The 19,071-nt window shown below is 66.7% G+C and carries 21 protein-coding genes and 2 tRNA genes; 2 read left to right on the forward strand and 21 right to left on the reverse strand.

Going from position 1 to position 19,071, the window contains the following annotated elements:
• Nucleotides 1-139: 139 nt before the first annotated feature.
• The 6 genes from NIBR502772_RS15045 to NIBR502772_RS15075 are packed head-to-tail and all read right to left on the reverse strand — an operon-like array spanning nucleotide 140 to nucleotide 5,400.
• Entirely contained in the window at nucleotides 140-997 is an 858-nt protein-coding gene (locus NIBR502772_RS15045; RefSeq protein ID WP_246848546.1) for a hypothetical protein, read from the reverse strand.
• A complete protein-coding gene (locus NIBR502772_RS15055; protein WP_141140810.1) occupies nucleotides 994-2,025 on the reverse strand; it encodes a VWA domain-containing protein in 1,032 nt (343 codons plus the stop codon). Before NIBR502772_RS15055 ends, NIBR502772_RS15045 begins: the two co-directional genes overlap by 4 nt.
• Nucleotides 2,022-3,050: a VWA domain-containing protein gene (locus NIBR502772_RS15060; protein ID WP_141140811.1), complete on the reverse strand. Its 1,029-nt coding sequence runs from the start codon at nucleotides 3,048-3,050 to the stop codon at nucleotides 2,022-2,024. The genes NIBR502772_RS15055 and NIBR502772_RS15060 overlap by 4 nt, the downstream gene beginning before the upstream one ends.
• Nucleotides 3,041-3,511, reverse strand: a complete 471-nt coding sequence (locus NIBR502772_RS15065; protein ID WP_141140812.1) for a DUF2207 domain-containing protein — start codon at nucleotides 3,509-3,511, stop codon at nucleotides 3,041-3,043. The genes NIBR502772_RS15060 and NIBR502772_RS15065 overlap by 10 nt, the downstream gene beginning before the upstream one ends.
• A complete protein-coding gene (locus tag NIBR502772_RS15070; protein ID WP_141140813.1) occupies nucleotides 3,501-4,385 on the reverse strand; it encodes a DUF58 domain-containing protein in 885 nt (294 codons plus the stop codon). The genes NIBR502772_RS15065 and NIBR502772_RS15070 overlap by 11 nt, the downstream gene beginning before the upstream one ends.
• A gap of 7 nt (nucleotides 4,386-4,392) precedes the next feature.
• Nucleotides 4,393-5,400: a MoxR family ATPase gene (locus tag NIBR502772_RS15075; RefSeq protein ID WP_141140814.1), complete on the reverse strand. Its 1,008-nt coding sequence runs from the start codon at nucleotides 5,398-5,400 to the stop codon at nucleotides 4,393-4,395.
• Between the two features lie 155 nt (nucleotides 5,401-5,555).
• Here NIBR502772_RS15075 and NIBR502772_RS15080 point away from each other — a divergent pair, with 155 nt between their 5' ends.
• Complete coding sequence (locus NIBR502772_RS15080) at nucleotides 5,556-5,759, forward strand: hypothetical protein (RefSeq protein ID WP_056341538.1); 204 nt, start codon at nucleotides 5,556-5,558, stop codon at nucleotides 5,757-5,759.
• A 31-nt stretch (nucleotides 5,760-5,790) separates the two neighbouring features.
• Here the strand turns inward: NIBR502772_RS15080 and NIBR502772_RS15085 are convergent, their stop codons facing one another.
• From NIBR502772_RS15085 to NIBR502772_RS15115, 7 genes are all read right to left on the reverse strand, one after another.
• Complete coding sequence (locus tag NIBR502772_RS15085) at nucleotides 5,791-6,675, reverse strand: carbohydrate ABC transporter permease (RefSeq protein ID WP_141140815.1); 885 nt, start codon at nucleotides 6,673-6,675, stop codon at nucleotides 5,791-5,793.
• A complete protein-coding gene (locus NIBR502772_RS15090; RefSeq protein WP_141140816.1) occupies nucleotides 6,672-7,589 on the reverse strand; it encodes a carbohydrate ABC transporter permease in 918 nt (305 codons plus the stop codon). The genes NIBR502772_RS15085 and NIBR502772_RS15090 overlap by 4 nt, the downstream gene beginning before the upstream one ends.
• Nucleotides 7,590-7,592: 3 nt before the next feature.
• A complete protein-coding gene (locus NIBR502772_RS15095) occupies nucleotides 7,593-8,942 on the reverse strand; it encodes an extracellular solute-binding protein (protein ID WP_141140817.1) in 1,350 nt (449 codons plus the stop codon).
• Between the two features lie 120 nt (nucleotides 8,943-9,062).
• Nucleotides 9,063-10,265, reverse strand: coding sequence for an ROK family transcriptional regulator (locus NIBR502772_RS15100; protein WP_056340516.1), 1,203 nt, complete (start codon nucleotides 10,263-10,265; stop codon nucleotides 9,063-9,065).
• 183 nt (nucleotides 10,266-10,448) lie between these two features.
• Nucleotides 10,449-11,609: a methyltransferase gene (locus NIBR502772_RS15105; RefSeq protein WP_141140818.1), complete on the reverse strand. Its 1,161-nt coding sequence runs from the start codon at nucleotides 11,607-11,609 to the stop codon at nucleotides 10,449-10,451.
• 17 nt (nucleotides 11,610-11,626) lie between these two features.
• Nucleotides 11,627-12,706: an FAD-dependent oxidoreductase gene (locus tag NIBR502772_RS15110; RefSeq protein ID WP_141140819.1), complete on the reverse strand. Its 1,080-nt coding sequence runs from the start codon at nucleotides 12,704-12,706 to the stop codon at nucleotides 11,627-11,629.
• Between the two features lie 18 nt (nucleotides 12,707-12,724).
• Nucleotides 12,725-13,078, reverse strand: a complete 354-nt coding sequence (locus NIBR502772_RS15115; protein ID WP_141140820.1) for a zinc ribbon domain-containing protein YjdM — start codon at nucleotides 13,076-13,078, stop codon at nucleotides 12,725-12,727.
• Nucleotides 13,079-13,162: 84 nt separating this feature from the next.
• On the opposite strand from NIBR502772_RS15115, the gene NIBR502772_RS15120 reads away from it, so the two are divergent.
• Nucleotides 13,163-14,479: a cyclopropane-fatty-acyl-phospholipid synthase family protein gene (locus NIBR502772_RS15120; RefSeq protein WP_141140821.1), complete on the forward strand. Its 1,317-nt coding sequence runs from the start codon at nucleotides 13,163-13,165 to the stop codon at nucleotides 14,477-14,479.
• 101 nt (nucleotides 14,480-14,580) lie between these two features.
• Here NIBR502772_RS15120 and NIBR502772_RS15125 read toward each other — a convergent pair.
• The 8 genes from NIBR502772_RS15125 to NIBR502772_RS15160 form a co-directional block, all read right to left on the reverse strand.
• Nucleotides 14,581-14,656: transfer RNA gene (locus NIBR502772_RS15125), tRNA-Ala, on the reverse strand.
• Between the two features lie 143 nt (nucleotides 14,657-14,799).
• Nucleotides 14,800-14,872, reverse strand: a tRNA-Ala gene (locus NIBR502772_RS15130).
• Nucleotides 14,873-14,972: 100 nt separating this feature from the next.
• Nucleotides 14,973-15,374 carry a ribosome silencing factor gene (rsfS, locus tag NIBR502772_RS15135; RefSeq protein ID WP_058932218.1) on the reverse strand — a complete coding sequence of 134 codons (402 nt, stop codon included), beginning with the start codon at nucleotides 15,372-15,374 and terminating at the stop codon, nucleotides 14,973-14,975.
• A gap of 47 nt (nucleotides 15,375-15,421) precedes the next feature.
• Nucleotides 15,422-16,213 carry a hypothetical protein gene (locus tag NIBR502772_RS23130; protein WP_141140822.1) on the reverse strand — a complete coding sequence of 264 codons (792 nt, stop codon included), beginning with the start codon at nucleotides 16,211-16,213 and terminating at the stop codon, nucleotides 15,422-15,424.
• Nucleotides 16,210-16,407: a pentapeptide repeat-containing protein gene (locus NIBR502772_RS23135; protein WP_168223554.1), complete on the reverse strand. Its 198-nt coding sequence runs from the start codon at nucleotides 16,405-16,407 to the stop codon at nucleotides 16,210-16,212. The genes NIBR502772_RS23130 and NIBR502772_RS23135 overlap by 4 nt, the downstream gene beginning before the upstream one ends.
• 335 nt (nucleotides 16,408-16,742) lie before the next feature.
• A complete protein-coding gene (gene nadD, locus NIBR502772_RS15150; RefSeq protein WP_246848811.1) occupies nucleotides 16,743-17,357 on the reverse strand; it encodes a nicotinate-nucleotide adenylyltransferase in 615 nt (204 codons plus the stop codon).
• Between the two features lie 55 nt (nucleotides 17,358-17,412).
• Nucleotides 17,413-17,643: a hypothetical protein gene (locus NIBR502772_RS15155; RefSeq protein WP_056340536.1), complete on the reverse strand. Its 231-nt coding sequence runs from the start codon at nucleotides 17,641-17,643 to the stop codon at nucleotides 17,413-17,415.
• 75 nt (nucleotides 17,644-17,718) lie between these two features.
• Entirely contained in the window at nucleotides 17,719-19,071 is a 1,353-nt protein-coding gene (locus NIBR502772_RS15160; RefSeq protein ID WP_141140823.1) for a glutamate-5-semialdehyde dehydrogenase, read from the reverse strand.

The following is a 19,071-nucleotide window of genomic DNA, read 5'->3' on the forward strand; positions in this document are numbered from 1 at the left end:
CCGCGGGGCACCCTTCAAGTCCGCTGCCGAATTAAGACGCAGCTTTACGGCGTGTTTCGCAGTGGTGCAGAATTTTCTTCGCCATATTGGTCAACGGATTCATCGGGGCATACTGCAAACCCGACGCTGCCCTGGCCTGCTACCAGGGCCGGTCAACACCCGGCCCGGATCCATCGTCCCGGAGGTACTCGTCCCGCTCCTGCCCGGAATTCCGCTCGCTTTGGGCTTCCCTGGCGCTGTCCCTGAGCTGCTCAAGCTGGCTCTGCTGGCCCGGATCCGCCGGAAGCGCGTCCTGCCCGGGCCCTTCCGGCGGTTGCGGGGTGGTGTTGTCCGCAGCCGCCGCATCGGCCTTTTGCTGCAGCCGCTCCGCCGCCTGTTTCAGTTGCTCCCCCGCGCCGGATTCGGCGCTGGCATCAGCGGCGGCTTCCGCGGCGGAGGCAAAGCAGCCCTCCGGAGCAGCCTCCGCCACCGCAACGCCTTCGGCGAACAGCCGGGCCGCCGCCATCGCGTCTTCTGTTTTGGCCTCGGCGTCACCGAGGCGTTCGATGGTGAGGGCCAGGTTGACCCGGACGACGCACTCGTCGGCCGGGCCCGCCAGGTGCAGTGCTTCCTCGAAGCGTTGGCGGGCGGCAGCGAAGTCCCCGACGAGGAACAGGCCGTCACCCTCGGCGAACGGCGCCTTGTGCGGTTCGATGAAATTGGCGGTCCTCATTCCGCCCGCAGCATCCGCCACGCTGCCGGAGTCCCCGGCCGCGAAGGACCGGGCAGCAGTGTCGGCGAGGATGCCCACGCTGAGCATCTTCGCGGCCAGGCACAGGACCAGGAGTGCGGGCAGCGCAGACCACCATAACAGCCGACGACGGCGCTCCCGCCGGTCCCGCGAGGTCACCGGCGGTGCCGGTATCTGCGGTGCCGGTTCCTGGGGTGCCGGTATCTGCGGTGCCGGTATCTGCGGTGCCGGTTCCTGGGGTGCCGGCGTGGGCGTTGGCCGCATCATGCTCGAACTCCCGCTCCGGGCCGGAGCTGCCGCCATTGGCGGAGCACCAGGAAGGCTTCGCGGAGAGCCAGCAGGAACGCTCCGGCGGCGAGGAGCCAGTACAGCTCTGTCCGGCCGGCGACGCCGCCATCCGCCGTTGCCCGTTCAAAGTCCCCGGGATCAGCTGCCTGCATCATCGGCGCCACCGGGTCTCCGGCCGAACGGTGGACATAGGGCACCCCCAGCTGACCGGCAATCCCCTGCAGGCGGCCTTCGTCGATGACCGATAAAGCATCCATGCCGGTTCCGGACGACCGGTCCTGGATGTAGCCTGCGCCGGCGTCCTGCCCCGAACCCTGCCCCGTGTTTTCCTTCATCCGGCCACCGGCAGCCGTGCCGTAGCCGAGCACCGCGCCGCCGTCCACCAGGCCGCCGTCGAGCCTGATCGCCGCCGGCGCCTTGGCGCTGGTCTGTTCCCCGTCGCCCAGGTAGTAGACCAGGCGCGGCCGTTCGGGATGGCTGTCCCGCGCCGCGCGCAGCCGCTCCGCCAGCAAGGTTCCGGCAGCGGTGACGCTGCTGCCCTTCGAAAATGCCGTGACCTGCGGCTGCAGGACGGACACGCTGGTGTCCAGGGCGGTGGCATCGGTAGTGAGGGGCATCCGGACACTGGCGTTACTGTCGAACGTCAGGAGCGAAAAGCGGGCTCCGGCCAGTTCACCCGCGATGGCCATGATGTCCTGCCGCACCCCGTCCAGCCGGGGCGAGCCGTCGCCGTAGTCTTCGGCAGCGATGCTGCTGCTGGTGTCCACCACAAAGAAGACGTTGACATCCGCCGCGGCGGCTTGGGAGCTTCCGCCGGGAACACCCGGCCTGAGCGCCGCGGCCAGGAGCAGCAGCACCAGGGCGCTCTTGAACAGCCATTCCCGAAGCTGGCTGCTGCTGGCAGGGCGCTCCCGTGCTGCCTTGACCAGACGCCAGACCAGAAACAGCACGGCGGCGGCGATGAGCGGGACCATAACCCACCAGGGCAGGATCGGTTGCAGTTTCATGGCCGGAGCCTCCACGATGCGCCCGCCAGTACCAGGCCGGACAGGAGTGCCAGCGTGAGCGGCAGCTCAGGCCGGTCCGAGACAACCGCCCGGGATGCTCCCTTCATGGCCGTGGCTTCGGTTTCCTGCACGGATCGGACGATGTCCACCACGGCATCCGGACTGTCCAGCTGGTGGTACGCCCCACCGCTGGCTTCGGCCGCTGTGCGCAGCCTGGCTCCGGGCTGGCCGGGGCCGGGTCCGTAGTCAACGTCGCCGGGGTTCAGGGCGTAAACGCGCACAGCACGCTCCTTGGCCAGGGCGGCCGCCTGTTCCAAGGTGAAGATGGGATCGCCGGACAGGTAGTTGTCCGTTGCCAGGACGATGGACCGCGAGCGCCGCTGGCCGGCGTCAGGAGTGCCGGTCTCCGCTCTGCGGGCATCCGCGGCGCCGGTGTCCGGGAACCCGTTGACGCAGGATGCCAGGCCGTCGCCGATCAATGACGATCCGCGGCCGTTCCAGGTGCCGTCCAGGAACCCCGCGCTGCCGGGGCTTCCCTCGAACGCGTCTTGGGCCAGCTGGAGTTGTTCCTGGACATACCCGTACTCGTCGGTGAGGGGGAAGACCTGGACGGCGCTGCTGTCGAAGACGGTGAGGCCGATCCGTTCGCCGTCGAACTCCTTCGCCAGTTCGGCAAACACCTGCACCACAGCCGCGTCGGCGCTGCTCATGGAGCCCGACGTGTCCAGGCACAGCATGATGTCCCGGTTGCGTTGCTCCGGCTGGATGGTGGTCAGTTCCACCGGACGCGCCGCCGCGGCCACCGCAGAGACCAGCAGGGTTGCGGCCGCGAGAGCGGCTACGGCCAGCCAGCGGCGGTGCCGGCGGAGGGCCGCCTGGTATTCGGGCAGCGCGGTGAGGCGGTCCGCATTGGCCACCGGCCGCCGTCGAGCGTTTGCGTGGCGGTCCGGGCGGAAGGCGCGCCATCCTGCCAGGGCCGCGATGACCAGCGCCGGAGGGATCAGCCACCAGAACATCAGTTCCATTGCCGCACCGCCTGGCGGGCAGTCGCGGCCGATTGCGTGACCGGCGGCAGCGGTTCCAGGCCGAACTCGCCCGGGTAGATCTTGCGGACGGCCTCGGCCACTGGCGGCAGCGGGTGCCCGTGCAGCTCCGCAAGGGTCATCCTGGGGGCGTCAATGCCGGTGACGTCGCGGGCGAACCGGCGGACCAGCAGGCTCAGTTCCTGGTGCGACTCCCGTGCGGTCAGCAGCCCGGCGGCGGCGTCTGCCGTGACGGCGTCGATCCTTTGCAGGTAGGCCTCCTTGAGGCCCGCAAGGTCCGACGGCGGAGTGAACCGGGGCGCCTGCTCCGTCACCTTTGGTTTGCGCGTGCTCAGGAAAACGAACGCGTACCAGCCCAGGACCGCCGCCAGGAGGGCGAGTCCGGTCCACAGCCACGCCTGGCTGTACTGGAGGGGTCCGTGGATGCCCGGGTCAGCCTGCACGCCGGTGCCTTTCCAGGAGGGCGAAGAGTTCCGTCATGACCGCACTGCTGCCGGTCACGTGGCCTTGGGTGATGCCGGCGCGGCGGAGCATGGCGTGCCGGGCCGCGTCCCGTTCCCCTGTTGCCTTGGCATAGGCCGCCGCGATTGCCGGGGATGCTGCCAGGTGTGCTGGCAGCATCGAGGAGTCTGCCACGCTGAAGGCGTCCTGGCCGGTGTTTCCTTCCCCGGCCAAGTCAGCGTCCCGGATGGTGAGCCAAAGGACCTCGTGCTGGGCACGCAGCCGGCGGAGCAGCTGTTCGGTGTCGGGGCCGGCGGCATGTTCGTCGGACACCACAAACAGCAGGAACCTGCCCTTGACGTTGCGGGCCACGTATTCCAGCTGGTCCTCGATCCTGCTGGGGCCAGAGTCCAGGGAGGTGGATGAGTCAACCTCGCGCAGGAGCCGTTCCAGGTGCGGCTCACCGGCTTTGGCCGGGATGGAGCGTGTCCCGTTGCGGTCGCCGCAGACCAAACCCACAACGTCGCCGTGCCGGTGCGCCAGATAGCCCACCACGCCGAGCACCATCACGGCGATGTCCTTCTTGGTTTCGCCGTCGCGGGACTCGGCAGCCATGCCCCGTCCAGTATCGGCAATGAGCAGGACGGTCTGGCGCCGTACGGCGACATACCGCTTGATGAGCGGCGATCCGAACCGGGCGGAAGCCTTCCAGTCGATGTCGCGGACATCGTCCCCGGGGATGTAGGCGCGCAGGTCATCAAAGTCGAGGCTGCGGCCGCGGAAGACGGAACCGTATTCGCCGTCGAGCATGCCGCGGGCTTTCCGGTGGGCGAAGATGGCCATCTTCGCCTTCACGCGCTGCAGGAGACTGGTCACTGCTGGCTCAGGGAGTCTGGACGGAGGCGACGACCGCGTCGATGATCGTCTCCACCGGCACCTGCTCCGCAACGGCGTCGAACCCCAGGATGAGGCGGTGCCGGAGCACACGGTGGGCGAGGGACTTCACGTCCTCCGGGATCACGTGGTCCCTGCCGTTGAGCAGTGCCACTGCCCGGGCGGCCTGGCTGAAGGCAATGCTGGCGCGCGGGCTGGCGCCGAATTCGATGAAGCCGGCGAGCCGCTGGTCGATGTACTGCCCGGCATTCCGCGTGACGAACACCAGGCCCACGATGTAGTTGATGACGGCCGGGTCGATATAGATCCGCTTCACGAGAGCCTGGACGCCGATGACGGCGTCCAGTGAGGCGGCGGCCGCCGGCTTCTGCTCGGCGCTGAAGACTCCGGCGTCGATCCGCCGGATGATTTCCGTTTCCTCGGCCGGCGTGGGGTAGTCCAGTACGTCCTTGAGCATAAAGCGGTCCATCTGAGCCTCCGGCAGCTGGTACGTGCCTTCCTGTTCGATGGGGTTCTGCGTGGCCAGTACCATAAACGGGGACGGCAGCCGGTACTCCTCTCCCCCGATGGAGGTCTGCCGCTCCTGCATGGCCTCCAGCATGGCGCTTTGGGTCTTGGCGCTGGAACGGTTGATCTCATCAAGCAGGACGATGTTGGCGTGCACCGGCCCCAGTTGCGTGATGAACGTGCCTTTGGCGGCGTCGTAGATCTGCGTGCCCACGATGTCGCTGGGGAGCAGGTCCGGCGTGCACTGGATCCGGCGGAACTCTGCACTGACTGCTTCGGCCACGGTCTGGGCCGCGGTGGTCTTCGCCAGGCCCGGAACGCTTTCCAGCAGGATGTGCCCGCCGGTCATCAGGCCCACCAGCAGGGATTCACGCAGCCGTGCCTGGCCCACCACTTTGGCATCGAAGCTGCGGGAAATGTTCGCCACTACCTGCTGTGCACGGGCCAGTTCCGCCGGTTCGATTCGTGCGGGCGCACTGGTTTGAAGCAATGGATTTCCCCCTGATGGCTGGTGGTCTACGGATGTTGGCCCGGGTGTGCTGCCGTGCGGCTGCACTCCGTCCGCCATCCTATCCAAGACACCTCCCGGTCCGGCCGCAATGGGGACCCCTCCCCATCGCGGCTCTGCAGGTCTATTCTTTTGCCATGAGTGAGCTTCCAGCCAGTTACAAAGAGTTTCTCGCCGACAAGAGCGAGCGGTTCATCCTTGCCGTCAAGCCTGTCCTGCAGCAGTCCGCTGCCGACAAATCCCATGGTGTCCGGGTCACCTACAACGCGGGTCCCACCGGCCACCAGGCCCACCTCGATGACAGCATCCCCTTCGGCGTGGTGGTCGAGGACATCGACTGAGGTTCCGGCCGGCATCGCAAGCCGCGCATCACTAGCCCTTCACTGCACCCGAGAGCGCAAAGGAACTGCCTGCGCCCCTGGCCACAATGACGTACAGGGCCAGCACCGGGACTGAATACAGGATGGAGAAGGCGGCCAGCTGGCCGTACGCCACTGCGCCGTGCTGTCCGAAGAAGCTGAAGATCGACACCGCCGCTGGCTGCCGGGCTTCGGACAGGAGCAGGACGAACGGGACGAAGAAGTTCCCCCAGGCCTGGATGAACACAAAAATGAACACCACGCCCAGCCCCTGCCGCATCAGGGGCAGGACGATGGTCCTCAGCGCCGTTAGTCCTGACGCACCGTCCACCCAGGCCGCTTCCTCCAACGACACCGGGACTGCGTCCATAAAGTTCTTCGTCATCCAGATGGCCATGGGCAACGTGGTGGTGGCCATAAAAAAGATCGTGGCGGGCATCGAATCCAGCAGCTGAAGCTGCACAAACAACCCGTACACCGGCACCATGATGGCCGTGATGGGAAGGCAGGTTCCAAACAGGACGGTGTACATAAATGGCTTGTTGAACCTGGACTGGTAGCGGGACAGCGGGTAGGCAGCCAGGACTGCTGCCACGAGGTTCACGGCCGCTGTGCCGGCGGACAGCACCAGGCTGTTCCAAAGCGGCTGGAACAGCAGCCCCGGCGTCATGATGGCGGCAAAGTTATCCAGGGAGACCCTGCCCGGGAGCCTTACCTCATGTCCGGCGGAGGCATCAAGGGACGCAAACACGAGCCAGAGCAGCGGCAGGACAAAGCAGGCGCCGATCAGGATCAGGGACACGTCCGCCGGTATCCGGGCACGCTGCCGGGCACGGGACACCGCGCCCGTCCCGGACCGCAGCTGCCCCCGTGCGGAGGTCCCCGCCGTCGTCGTCATGGTTTGCCCTCCCGCAGGAGCCGGACGTAGGCGGCACCGAACACCACGCCAATGAGGATCAGCACCGACGCCACCGCCGTGCCGTAGCCGATGTCGCCGAACTTAAAGGCCTCCACGTACGCCAGCACCGGCAGCGTGGTGCTGGCGTTGGCGGGACCGCCCGCCGTCATCACCCAGATGAGGGTGAACACCGCCAGGGTCTGCAGGGTGATGAGCATGAGGTTGGTGGCGATGCTGCCGCGGATCATGGGGATGGTGATGTAGGCCAGCCGCTGCCAGCCGCCGGCACCGTCCATCAGCGCGGCCTCCGTGACCTCACCGGGGATGTCGTTGAGCGCGGCGCGGTAGACGAGCATGGAGAACGCCGTGCCACGCCAGATGTTGGCAAGCAGGATGGCGACCATCGGGAACGAATACAGCCAGTCGGTCTGCCCGAGCCCCAGCCCGCCCAGCAGCTGGTTCAGGGTCCCGTCCCGGCTGAAGTAGGCGTAGGCGGCAAAGGCCGCCACGATCTCGGGGAGCACCCACGCAGCCACCACCGCAGTACCGACGACGGCGGCCACCGTCCGGCGGGCCCGCCGCATCAGCACCGCAAGGGTGAGCCCCAGCAGGTTCTGGCCCAGGATGGCGGAGCCGCCCACGAACAGGACGGTCAGGCCCAGCGAGAGCGGCAGCAAGGGGTCCGACAGGAGCCTGGCGTAGTTGTCGAACCCGATCCAACCGGGACTGCGGGCATTGCGGCCGGTCAGGGCTGCATTGGTGAATGACGCGTGGAAGGCCCACAGCACGGGACCGGCCAAAAACACCAGCAGGAGAACCACGGCCGGGAGTACGGGGAGCAGCCGTGCCTGGCGCCGGAGTCCGGAGTGACGCCGCCGGTGGCCGGACCGGTCGCGCCTGAGGGAAACCGCCACAGGCTACTGGGCGACGGTCTTGGCCTCACCCACGATGCCCTTCACCGCCGTGTCATAGTCGGCGGCTGCCTGCTCCGGGGATTTCGCCCCGGTAATCACGGCTTCCGTGGCCTCCTGCACGGCCGCGGAGATCCGAGGGTAGTCGGCCGTGGCGGGACGGTAATGCGTGACGGCCACAAGCTCGGACACGTCCTTCACAAACGGGTTGGCCGCCTGGTAGCCGGCGTCGGCGGCGACGTCCTTCCGCACGGCGATCTGGGAGCTGGCGATGTTGAAGGCCAGGGAGTTCTTCCGGTTCAGGGCCGTGGCGAGGAACTCAAAGGCGAGGTCGGGGTTTTTGGTCTCCGCCCCTACCGCCAGGGTCCAGCCGCCGGACATGCTGACGCCGCCGGGTGCCTGACCGGTCTGGGTGGGGAACGCCGTAACGCCCATGTCCTGCCCGTACTCGGCCCATTCGTAACTGCCGCCCTTCTGCCAGAAGGACGGCGTATAGGAACCCTCAACAGTGGCGCCCATCTTGCCCTGCGGCAGCCATTCGCCGAAGACCTTCTTCCACACATTCGCGTCGAGGGCCTCCGCCGGGGAGACGGCCAGTTTTTCGTCGTAGAGGGTCTTGAGGAACGCCAACGAGTCGGTGAACCCCGGGGAACCGACTACCCACTTCTTGGCGTCGGCATCGTAGAGTTCGGATTCCGTTCCGTAGAGCAGTTCGTAGAAGCTCTGCATGACGGTGCCTTCGCCGGTGGCCTTGCCGGCGTACATGTTGAACGGCACCACGGAGGCGTCACTGGCCTTGATTTTCCGGGCGGTGTCCAGGATGTCCTGCCAGGTGCGGGGCTCCCACGGGACGCTGACGCCAGCGGCGGTGAGCACCTTTTTGTTGTACCAGATAGCTCGCGTGTCGGTGCCCAGCGGGACCGCGTACGTGCCGCCGTCGTCCCCCAGGCCGGCGGCCTTGGCGCCGGCATCGAAGGTATCCCAGTCCTTCCACCCCTCAAGGTGGCTGTCCAGCTTCAGCAGGTACCCGGCGTCGACGTCGGAACGCACCTTGAAGGTGTCCTCGTAGAAGACGTCCGGGGCGGTGGAGGGCGAACGGAGAGCGAGGGCAAGCTTGGTGCCGTAGTCGTCGTCGTTCGCCTGGATGGGCTCCAGGGCAACCGTGACGCCCTGGTTGGCGGCCTCAAACTCCTGCTTGGCCGACTGGAAGAGCGTGTCCAGGGCAGTGAAGGAATCGGTCTTTTGATAGACCACCTTCAGCGTTTTGGTCTCCGCTTCGGGGGCTGCAGGGGAACATGCCGTCAGCACAAAGCCCGCTGCAGCGATGAGTGAGGTGATTTTGAGGGCCCGGCGCATTGGTGCTCCATTCAGTCAATGGCTGCCGTCCCCTGTACCTGCGGGCCCCAGCCGCGGCGATATCCACATGCTAGACGGGGCTCCGGCCAGTGGCAAGGAGATCCCGTTCAGACGTCCGGTTCAGACTTCCAGGAGAAGCCGCTGCGCCCGGGGCGCCAGTGTATGCTCCAGGACCAGGCAGGCAGCCCCAACGGCGCCGACGTCCTCACCGACTCCCGTGCCGACAACCTCGATGGTGTGGATCAGGCGGGCCGCACTGTTGGCGTCCACGAGCGCCGGGATCTTCTCCAGGTAGCGGTCGGCGATCCGGCTCCAGAAGGGCCCGCCGAACACAACCCGCTCCACATCCAGCGTGTTGGTGACCACGGAGACGGCCCGGGCCACCAGCACGGCTGACTTGTCGATGATCGCCAGGGCCTTGGCGTCGCCGGCATCGGCAAGGTCGCACAGCTGGGAGAAGCTCTGCTGCACTTCGGCTCCGCTGGTGTGCTTTCCGGAGCCGTCCAGGATGCCGGCGGCAACGGCCTCCGCCACGAGCACCTGCGGGATGGCTGAGGACTTAACGCAGCCGCGCAGTCCGCAGTCGCAGACCGGGCCATCGGGGTCCACCACGATGTGGCCGATCTCGCCGGCGTTTCCTGACGTTCCACGGACCACCTCATCGTTGAGGACGATGCCGCAGCCGATACCGGTGCCCATGTACATAAAGATGAAACTGCCCGAGCCGCTGGGCCCGCCGGCCCAGGTCTCGGCGACGGCGGCGCTGGTGACGTCCTTATCCACGAGGACGGAATAGCCGGTGGCTTTGGCCAGGGCGTCCCGAAGTTCCACGCGGTCCCAGCCCGGCAGCAGCGGCGGGTCCACCACGGTGCCGTTGTCCAGGTCGATGGGTCCCGGAGCGGCCAGGCCCAGGCCGGCGATCCGGCTGGTGTCCACGCCGGACTCGGCAACGAGCTGCTCGATCTCGGTGGCCATGGTGGATATAACGGCGGCAGGATCATTCCCGCCGGGTGTCCTAATCCGCGAATGCTGTACTACGGCGCCCACAAGATCGAGGACCACGAACGTGGTGACGGCAGGGTCCAGGTGGACGCCGATGGCATACATTCCGCCCGGGTTGAGGCGAAGCATGGTGCGCGGTTTGCCGGGGCCGCTGCCTTCTTTGCCCGCTTCGACGATCAGGTGCTGGTCCAGCAGGCGGCGGGAGATGTTGGAGATGGTCTGCGGCGAGAGGCCCACAATCTGGGCGAGCTCCACGCGGCTGAGCCCCCCGGATGACCGGCGGATGGCATCCAGGATGACCGTGAGGTTGAAGTCCCCCATGCGCGGAAGATTAGTCCCGCGCCGTGGCGCCGAGGGCTGGCGGATTTCTGGCACGGTCTCCCCTAGGTTTTCGGCCGCGTATTCATGATGATGTCTGAATGGTACGTTACCTCCTGATCAACGCCCAGAGCCGGAGGTGGGGCCGCGCCGCGGCCGGGGCGCCACCTTGCCGTGCTGGCGCGCCTATGGCCGCCGGGTGCTGACCGCCACGGTGAACTTTGGATTGCCGCCCCTCACAGTGGTGGGACCCACCAGCCGCTCCAGCGCAGGGAGGTACTGCAGGTGCCGGTTGAACACCGTCCACAGCTCACCGCCCGGCGCCAGGACCCTGGCCGCCGCCTCGAACAGTTTGATGCCCGCCCCGGCATGCACACTGGCGCCCAGGTGGAAGGGCGGATTCAGCAGGACAAGGTCGGCGCTTCCTGCCGGGAGCGTGCTCATGGCGTCATCCTGGAGGGCGGTAATCCGTTCCTCGAGGCCGTTGGCCTGCGCCGTGGCCCGGGCCGACGCGACGGCGGCGGCGGACCGGTCCGTGGCCGTGACCCTTGATGCCGGGTTCTGGCGGGCGTACATGGCGGCGAGGATGCCGGTGCCACAGCCCAGATCGATGGCGTGCCCGGCTTCAGGCATCTCCGGCAGGAAGGTCAGGAGGAACCTGGTCCCGATGTCCAGTTTTGCTCCAGCAAAGACGGCACCGTGCGCAGCAACGTCCAGGTCCAGCTCGGCAAGGCGTTCGACGGCGGGACTCCACTCGTGCGTCTCAGTTTGCCGGGCGCCGCCGGCCAGGATGATCCGGGACTTCTGCCGCGCCAGCTGCGGCTGGACCGTCTCGAAGTGGCGTTCCAGGACCGCGTTCATTCCCAGGGACATGTGTTTGATCCGCCCGCCGGCGAGCAGCACCACGTCAGGGGCGGCATAACGCGCCACGGCGGCAGCGATTTCTTCAAGCTCCGCCAGCGTCCGCGGCAGTTGAAGCAGCACCAGCTCCGCGCCGGACAGCATCTCCTCCCCCAGCGGCAATTGTTCGAACCCGGTGGCGTCAATGGCTCCGGGATCCGCCGCTGCGAGCCCCACAGCCGCAGCGTTGTTCCGCAGGGCGCGCTCCCCAGTGATGAGATCCTCGTGCACACGGACCCGGCTGACCCCCAGCGTGCCAAGCGCACCGAGGGTGAGAGCACCGTAGCGGTCGCCGATCACGGCCAGCCGGGTACCCGGTTCCGTGCGCGCTGCGGCGGCTTCGAGCAGCAGCCGGTCCGTGGCGTCCCAGGCCTGGAGGTTCGGGGCTTCGACATCCGGGTGGCGCCGGAGCGTGCCGAAGATGTCCTCAAGAGTGTTCTGTGCCACTGGTTCCTGCCGTCTGGTCATGTACTGGTTGTTGATGCGGTTGGTGCAAGCGCGGGCAGTTTGAGGAGGGCGGTGACGGCCGCCCGGCCCGCCCTGTTGGCGCCGATGGTGGACGACGACGGCCCGTACCCCACCAGATGGACGCGCGGCTCGATTGCCACCTGGGTCCCGTCCATGGCGATGCCGCCACCGGGTCCCCGAAGGTGCAGCGGCGCCAGATGTTCGAGCTCGGCACGGAATCCGGTGGCCCACAGAATGACGTCGGCACGGAGCAGGCTCCCGTCGGCGAGCCGGACGCCGTCGGGCTCTATGGCGGTGAACATGGGGCGACGGTCCAGCGCACCCCGTTGTGCTGCCGCCCTCAGCGCCGGGGTCCAGATGAGGCCGGTCACGGCCACCACGCTTTGCGGCGGCAGGCCCTGCCGCACGCGCTCTTCCACGAGTGCGACGGCGTTGTGGCCGGCCTGGGCGTCGAACGCGGCGTCACGCCAGTCTGGTTCCCGGCGGGTGAACCAGCTGGTGCTGGTCACCTGCGAGACCTCGTCCAGCAGCCCGACGGCGGAAATTCCGCCTCCCACCACGATGACGTGCAGGCCGCGGAACTCCTCGGCGGAGACGTAATCGGCCACGTGCAGTTGCCGGCCCCGGAACGTGGCCCGGCCCGGGTAGATGGGCCAGAACGGCCGGGTCCACGTACCGGTTGCGTTGATGACTGCCTTCACTGACCAGTCGCCGCTGTCGGTGCTGATCCGCAGGCGCCCTGCCGGATCGGCGTCTTCCCTGGCGACCGAGGTGACCTTGACCGGGCGCAGGACCTCAATTCCGAGGTCCTGCTCGTAGCCGGCGAAGTACCGGCTCAGGAACTCCGAGCTGGGTTCCGTGGGATCCACGTCAGGCTTCGCGATGCCGGGAAGGTCACTGATGCCGTTGACCGTCGCCATGACCAGGCTTTTCCAGCGGTGGCGCCAGGCGCCGCCCGGGCCTTCCTCGGCGTCGAGGACCTTGTATTCAACCCCTCGGCGCTGCAGGTGGTAGGCGGCGGAGAGGCCCGCCTGGCCCGCGCCGATGACCACAACGTCGGTGCTTCCGTTGTCCATGCTCGTGGCCGGTTTCTGCTAGACCTTCTTCACCACGGAGGATTTGAGCTGCATCGGTCCCACACCGTCCACTTTGCAGTCGATGTCGTGGTCGCCCACACCGTCCATCAGCCGGATCCCGCGGACTTTGGTGCCAACCTTGATGACACCGGAGCTGCCCTTGATTTTCAGGTCCTTGATCACCGTGACCGTGTCGCCGTCGGCGAGGATGTTGCCCACTGCATCCTTGATGACCCTCGGCCCGGCCTCTGCCGTGGCCTCCGCCGCCTCGGCGGACCACTCGTGGCCGCATTCCGGGCAGACCAGGAGCGCACCCATCTCGTACGTATAGGCGCTGGAGCATTCGGGGCACGGTGGCAAGGTCTCATTCACTCCCCCATGATAATCGCGCCACTGCGCTGACAGGCACGCGCCGGCGTCGTACTGTTGGGCCTAGGCGGACGAAAGGCGAGGACCATGAAAACGGAAAAAGGGGCAGCGTCGCTGTTGGCGAACGCACTCGGCATCGTCCTGGGGACGACGGAGATACCGCTGAGGGTGCGGGCGTGGGACGGGTCCGAGGCGGGGCCGCCCGAGGCCCCGGTCCTCGAATTCAGGTCACGCCGCGCCCTGCGCCGGATCCTGTGGTCGCCGGGGCAGCTCGGGCTCAGCCGCGCCTATGTCGCCGGGGACATCGATGCCCCCGGCGACATCTTTGCAGCCTTCGCGGCGCTCAGCTCGGTGGGCAAGTTTTCCGAACCCGGCCCCTTCCGGCCCCTGACTCCGCGTGAACTGGCCACGCTGGTCAGCACGGCGGTCCGGCTGGGCGCGCTGGGCCCCAACCCTGCTCCGCCGCCGGAGGAGGCCAAAGTCACGCGGAAGGGCCGGCTCCACACCCGGAAGCGCGACGCTGCGGCCATCTCGCACCATTACGACGTCGGCAACGACTTTTACGTCCTCGTGCTGGGACCCTCAATGGTCTACTCATGCGCTGTGTGGGCGGATGGACCCGGCGGCGGCACCCCTGCCGAACGGGGCCTTCCGGCAGGACTGGATGACGCGCAGAAGGCCAAGCTGGATCTCGTCTGCCGGAAGCTTGGGCTGAAGCCCGGGATGAGGGTACTGGACGTGGGGTGCGGCTGGGGCAGCTTCGCGTTGCACGCGGCGCAGCATTACGGCGTCTCGGTGGTGGGCGTGACGCTCTCCACCGAACAGGCCGTGCTGGCGCGCAAACGTGCAGCCGACGCCGGCCTGACCGAAAACATCGACATCCGGGTCCAGGATTACCGGGATATCGCCGACGGGCCGTTCGACGCCATCAGCTCCATCGGCATGTCCGAACACGTGGGCCGGGAACAGACACCCCACTATGTCGACGTGCTGCACGGCTTGCTCCGTCCCGGCGGCCGGCTGCTCAACCACGCCATCTCCTGGAACGCCGGCCCCATCAAGCCCGACCCGGATTCGTTCATTCCGCGCTATGTCTTTCCGGACGGCGAGATGGTCAGCCTCGGCGAGATGGTCAGCGCACTGGAGACCGGCGGGTTCGAGGTGTTGGACGTGGAGGCCCTGCGCCAGCACTATGCTCTGACCCTGCGGGCGTGGGTGCGCAGGCTCGAAGAGAACTGGGACGAAGCCGTACGGCTCACCAGCCTGGGCCGGGCGCGGGTGTGGCGGCTCTACATGGCATCAAGTGCCCTGGGCTTTGAAACCGGGATCACGGGCGTCAACCAGGTCCTGGTCCAACGTGCCGGCGGGGACGGGCCGCCGCTGCGCCGGAGTGATTGGATCTAAGCACTCACTACTGGGCGCACACTTCTCCGGGCTCCGTGTCTGGGAGACAAAAATGAGCCACCCGACCGGGTGGCTCATTTTTTTTGGACCTGCGTCCTGTTTGGTGGAGCTGAGGGGACTCGAACCCCTGACCCCCTGCATGCCATGCAGGTGCGCTACCAGCTGCGCCACAGCCCCAAACCTGTGCTCCTCCGCGGTTCAGACCGCCCGAAGCAACCTGATTAGCTTAATAGAAATCTGCGCGCTGCGCCAATCGGGAGGGGCATTTTCCGGCAATAAAAAAATCCGCCGGAATCTTTCGATTCCGGCGGATTATCCGGTGGAGCTGAGGGGACTCGAACCCCTGACCCCCTGCATGCCATGCAGGTGCGCTACCAGCTGCGCCACAGCCCCGGACCTTCGTTACTCCGCGGTCTCCCCGGAGCAACTCAAATATCTTAGACCAGCTTTTCCGAAAATTCCAAATCGGGCATATTCGGGCCGGCAAGGCCTGCTATTCGGAGTCGGAGGCCGCCGTCGCCTTGGCTGAAGTGTCTTCGCCCAGCTGCAGGTCAACTACCGGGCAGTCCTTCCACAGGCGCTCCAGGGCGTAGAAAACGCGGTCCTCTTCATGCTGGACGTGGATGACGATGTCCGAGTAATCCAGCAGTACCCAGCGCCCGCCGGAGCGGCCTTCGCGGCGTACCGGACGGAGGTCCTGCTTGGAAAGTTCTTCTTCGATGCCGTCAACGATGGCGTTGACCTGGCGCTCGCTCGGCGCGGATGCGATGAGGAAGACATCTGCCAGTGCCAGCCGTTCGCTGACATCGAGGGCCACAATGTCGTGGGCAATCTTGTCCGCGGCTGCCTTGGCGGCTTGGCGGGCAATGGCGATGGATGAATCTGTTGCAGTCATGGGACTCCTTGTAGTTTTCTAAAGCTTCGTAAGAGGGCGTTGCCCGGTCAGCTGGAGATGCCGCTGACGATGAGAATAACGCCGGAAATAAGGGCCACGATCCCAAAAGCCAGGACGAGGACCTGCATAAGCCTGAGCCGCTTCGCACGGGCCAGGCCGGCCGTTGCCGCATCCAGCGGCTCCAGCCCGTGGGCTGACCGTGCCGGGATACGCGGCAGGTCATCGAACAGATCGTCCGGCTCCCCCACTGGCGTAGAGGCCACGATGGGCTGGACGGGGACGACGCGCTTCGGTGCCGCGGCGGCCCTGGCAGCAGCTTCCGCACGCGCGATCACCCGGGAACGGCCCGAAGCGGCCGCCTGCGCAGAACCCGCGGCCGGCTCTTTGGACGTAGTGGACGGCCGGCGGCCCTTGCCGCCAGGCCGGACCTTAGGTCCGGCCTGGGTCGCCAGCGGTACGTAGGAGGTCGCCGGGGGTTTCATCACAGGACGGTCGACGCCGGGTACCTGCACGAATTCCAGCGGCGTGACCATGGCCAGGTTATCGGCGGTTGCCGGGCCCGTCTGGGGAACGGATTGCGTGGCCGCGGCCTGCGGATTGGCAGCCTGCGTGGGTGATGATACTGGCTGTGCAGGGGCGGCCTGCTCGGCCAGCTTCCGCTTGGCCATCGCCCGGCGGTTAAGCACCGCCGCGCGTTCGGCCAAGGCGATCTGTTCCGCAAGGATGTCCGGATCCACTGCTTCGGGGTCCAGCGAGGCGATGTGTTCCATCTTGGCTAGCTGGTTCTTGGCCTGCTCGGCAATAAGCGTGCGGGCCGCGAGTGCCTGCTCCACGCTCATGCCAGCCGGAACACCTGCACCGTTCGCCGGCGCGGCGGGCCCGGACATATCGGCGGATACAGCAGTATCGTGACCTGGCTTCGTTGGGGCTGGCTTCGCTTGACCCGGCTGTGCTTGGCCTGGCTTAGGTTGGCCTGGCTTAGGTTGGCTCGCCGCAGGTTGGCTTGGCAGCGGCTGCCCCATCGGAGCGGCAATGATGGGATTGGCCGAGGTGACGGCCTGTTCCTTCAGTTGCTGGAGTCGCAACTGCCTGCGCGTGGGAGGGCCTCCTGCGGAAAGCTGGCCCTCTTTCTCCTCGAGTTCCTTGATGGCACGCAGCGCCGCGCGGTCGCGGGCCCGGATCTGCGAGGACCGCTGCGCGGGGGTCTGCTCGGGGACGGAATCCACCGGGGCGTCAGCCGCGCGCCGTTGTTTTGAGGCAGGCGAAACCTGGCCCGGGCCGTTGGACCCGGGAGCCGTGTTCTCATCTCTGGCCTGCCGCAGTTCGCGGCGGCTGCGGACGGGGGGCTTTTCCTGACTCATTGCGGACTCATTCAGTACTGGCTGGCTCGTCTGTTTCGGTAGTTCGGACGTCCTCGGGATCTGGTCCCTCGGCGTACAGACCATATTTGGCGATGTATTGGACCACTCCGTCCGGCACGAGGTACCAGACGGGGTTGTTCCCGGCTACACGGACACGGCAGTCCGTGGACGAGATGGCCATGGCGGGCACCTCGAGGAGGCTGACGTCCTTGCGGCCCATGCCGTCAAGCACATGTCCCGGCCGCGTCACACCGACAAAATGGGCCAGTGACCACAGCTCGTCGATGTCCTTCCAGGAAAGAATCTGCGCCAGTGCATCCGCACCGGTGATGAAGAACAGATCCGCATCCGGACGTTGGGTCCGGAGATCCCGCAAAGTATCAATGGTATACGTGCGACCGGGCCGGTCAATATCCACCCTGCTGACGGTGAAGCGGGGGTTTGATGCCGTGGCGATCACCGTCATGAGGTAGCGGTGCTCAGGCTCGCTGACCTGCTTGTGCGACTTTTGCCACGGCTGCCCGGTGGGGACAAAGACCACTTCATCCAGGCCGAACTTGGCGGCCACTTCGCTGGCTGCAACAAGGTGGCCGTGGTGGATGGGATCAAACGTCCCGCCCATCACGCCCAGCCGCAGCCGCCTTTGCGCACCGTCACGGTGCAGAACACGGGAAATTTCAGTGGCCTTGGCCGTGGTCGTGCTTGTTGGGGTGCTGGCGGTGCGGATCGGCGTGCTCATCCGTTACGGTGTGCCGGTTGCCCAGGTTCGAGTAGGAGAGCGTAACGAACATCATCACCAGCAGGATGGCGAAAATGGATACGCCGAACACCCACGGCTCAGCCCAGATCGGAGCGGGTGCGTGTTCTCCGCCTTCGGCAACGGTCATGGCGATCTGCTGGAGCAGCATTTTCTCCCCTAAGGTTCAAGGATGTGGCAGCGGATTGTCCCGCCGTTCCGGACTTCTGTCTATATTACCGCGTTGCTACCCGCGGACCTGGCCCTCGCCCTGCACGATCCACTTAGTGGTGGTGAGCTCAGTCAGTCCCATCGGGCCGCGGGCGTGCAGCTTCTGCGTGGAGATGCCAACCTCGGCACCGAGGCCCAGCTCGCCGCCGTCGGTAAACCGCGTGGACGCGTTGACGATGACCGCCGCCGAATCAATCTCGGCGATAAACCGTTCCGCGTTGGCGAGGTTGTTGGTCAGAATGGCCTCAGTGTGGCCGGTGGTCCAGGTCCGGATGTGCTCGACGGCGTCATCCAGGCTGTCCACCATTGCTACGGCGAGGTCCAAGTCCATGTACTCGGTTCCCCAATCCTCATCCGTTGCCGGCACGGACTCAACAGAAGAAGGCAGCGCCGCACGGATGCGCTCGTCGGCGTGGAGGGTGACCCCGGCGCCGCGCAGCGCGGCGGCGACGGCGGGCAGCACGGTGGACCGCGAATGGACCAGCAGGGTCTCCACGGTGTTGCAGACACTGGGCCGCTGGGTCTTGGAGTTCAGCAGGATCTCCACCGCCATGTCCTCGCTGGCGGATTCGTCGATGAAGATATGCACATTGCCCTCGCCGGTCTCGATGACCGGCACGGCGGCGTTCAGCACCACGGACTGAATCAGATCCCGGCCGCCGCGCGGAATCAGGACATCAACACGGCCGCGGGCCCGCATCAGCGCATTCGCACCTTCACGGCCGTACTGGTCCACAGTCTGAACGGCATCCGGAGGCAGCCCGACGGAGTCCAGCGCTTCGCGGAGGATCTGGACCAGTGCCTCGTTGGTGAACGCGGCAGCAGTACCGCCGCGGAGGATAACGGCGTTCCCGCTCTTAAGGCCAAGACCGGCAATGTCTACCGTCACATTGGGACGGGCCTCGTAAATTGCGGCCACGACTCCCATAGGCACGTTGATCTGGCGCAGGCGCAGCCCATTGGGGAGGGTCTGGCCACGGACCACGTTTCCGACCGGATCCGGCAGGCTGGCCAGGTTCTCCAGGGCAGCCACGAGTCCGTCGATCCGGCTTTCGGTCAGGGTGAGGCGGTCCAACAGGGCCGCCGACGTGCCGTTGGCTTTGCCGGCCGCGACATCCTTGGCGTTGGCCGCCAGGATGAAGTCCTTCCGCGTCAGCAATGCGGCACCGATGGCCCGGAGGGCACTGTCTTTCCGGGCGCGGGTGGCCCCGGCCATCTGGCGGGCTGCCTGCCGTGAGCGGTCAGCGATGGCGTGGACGGCTGCCTCAACCTCCGCCGGAGTGGGGGTACTCCCCTGTTCCGGCCCCGAAGGAACCGCATTTGAATCGTTGGAATTGCCAGGGGCTTGGGAAATCAGTGCCTCAGTCAT

The sequence above is a fragment of the Pseudarthrobacter sp. NIBRBAC000502772 genome (genome assembly GCF_006517235.1).
Taxonomy (GTDB): domain Bacteria; phylum Actinomycetota; class Actinomycetes; order Actinomycetales; family Micrococcaceae; genus Arthrobacter.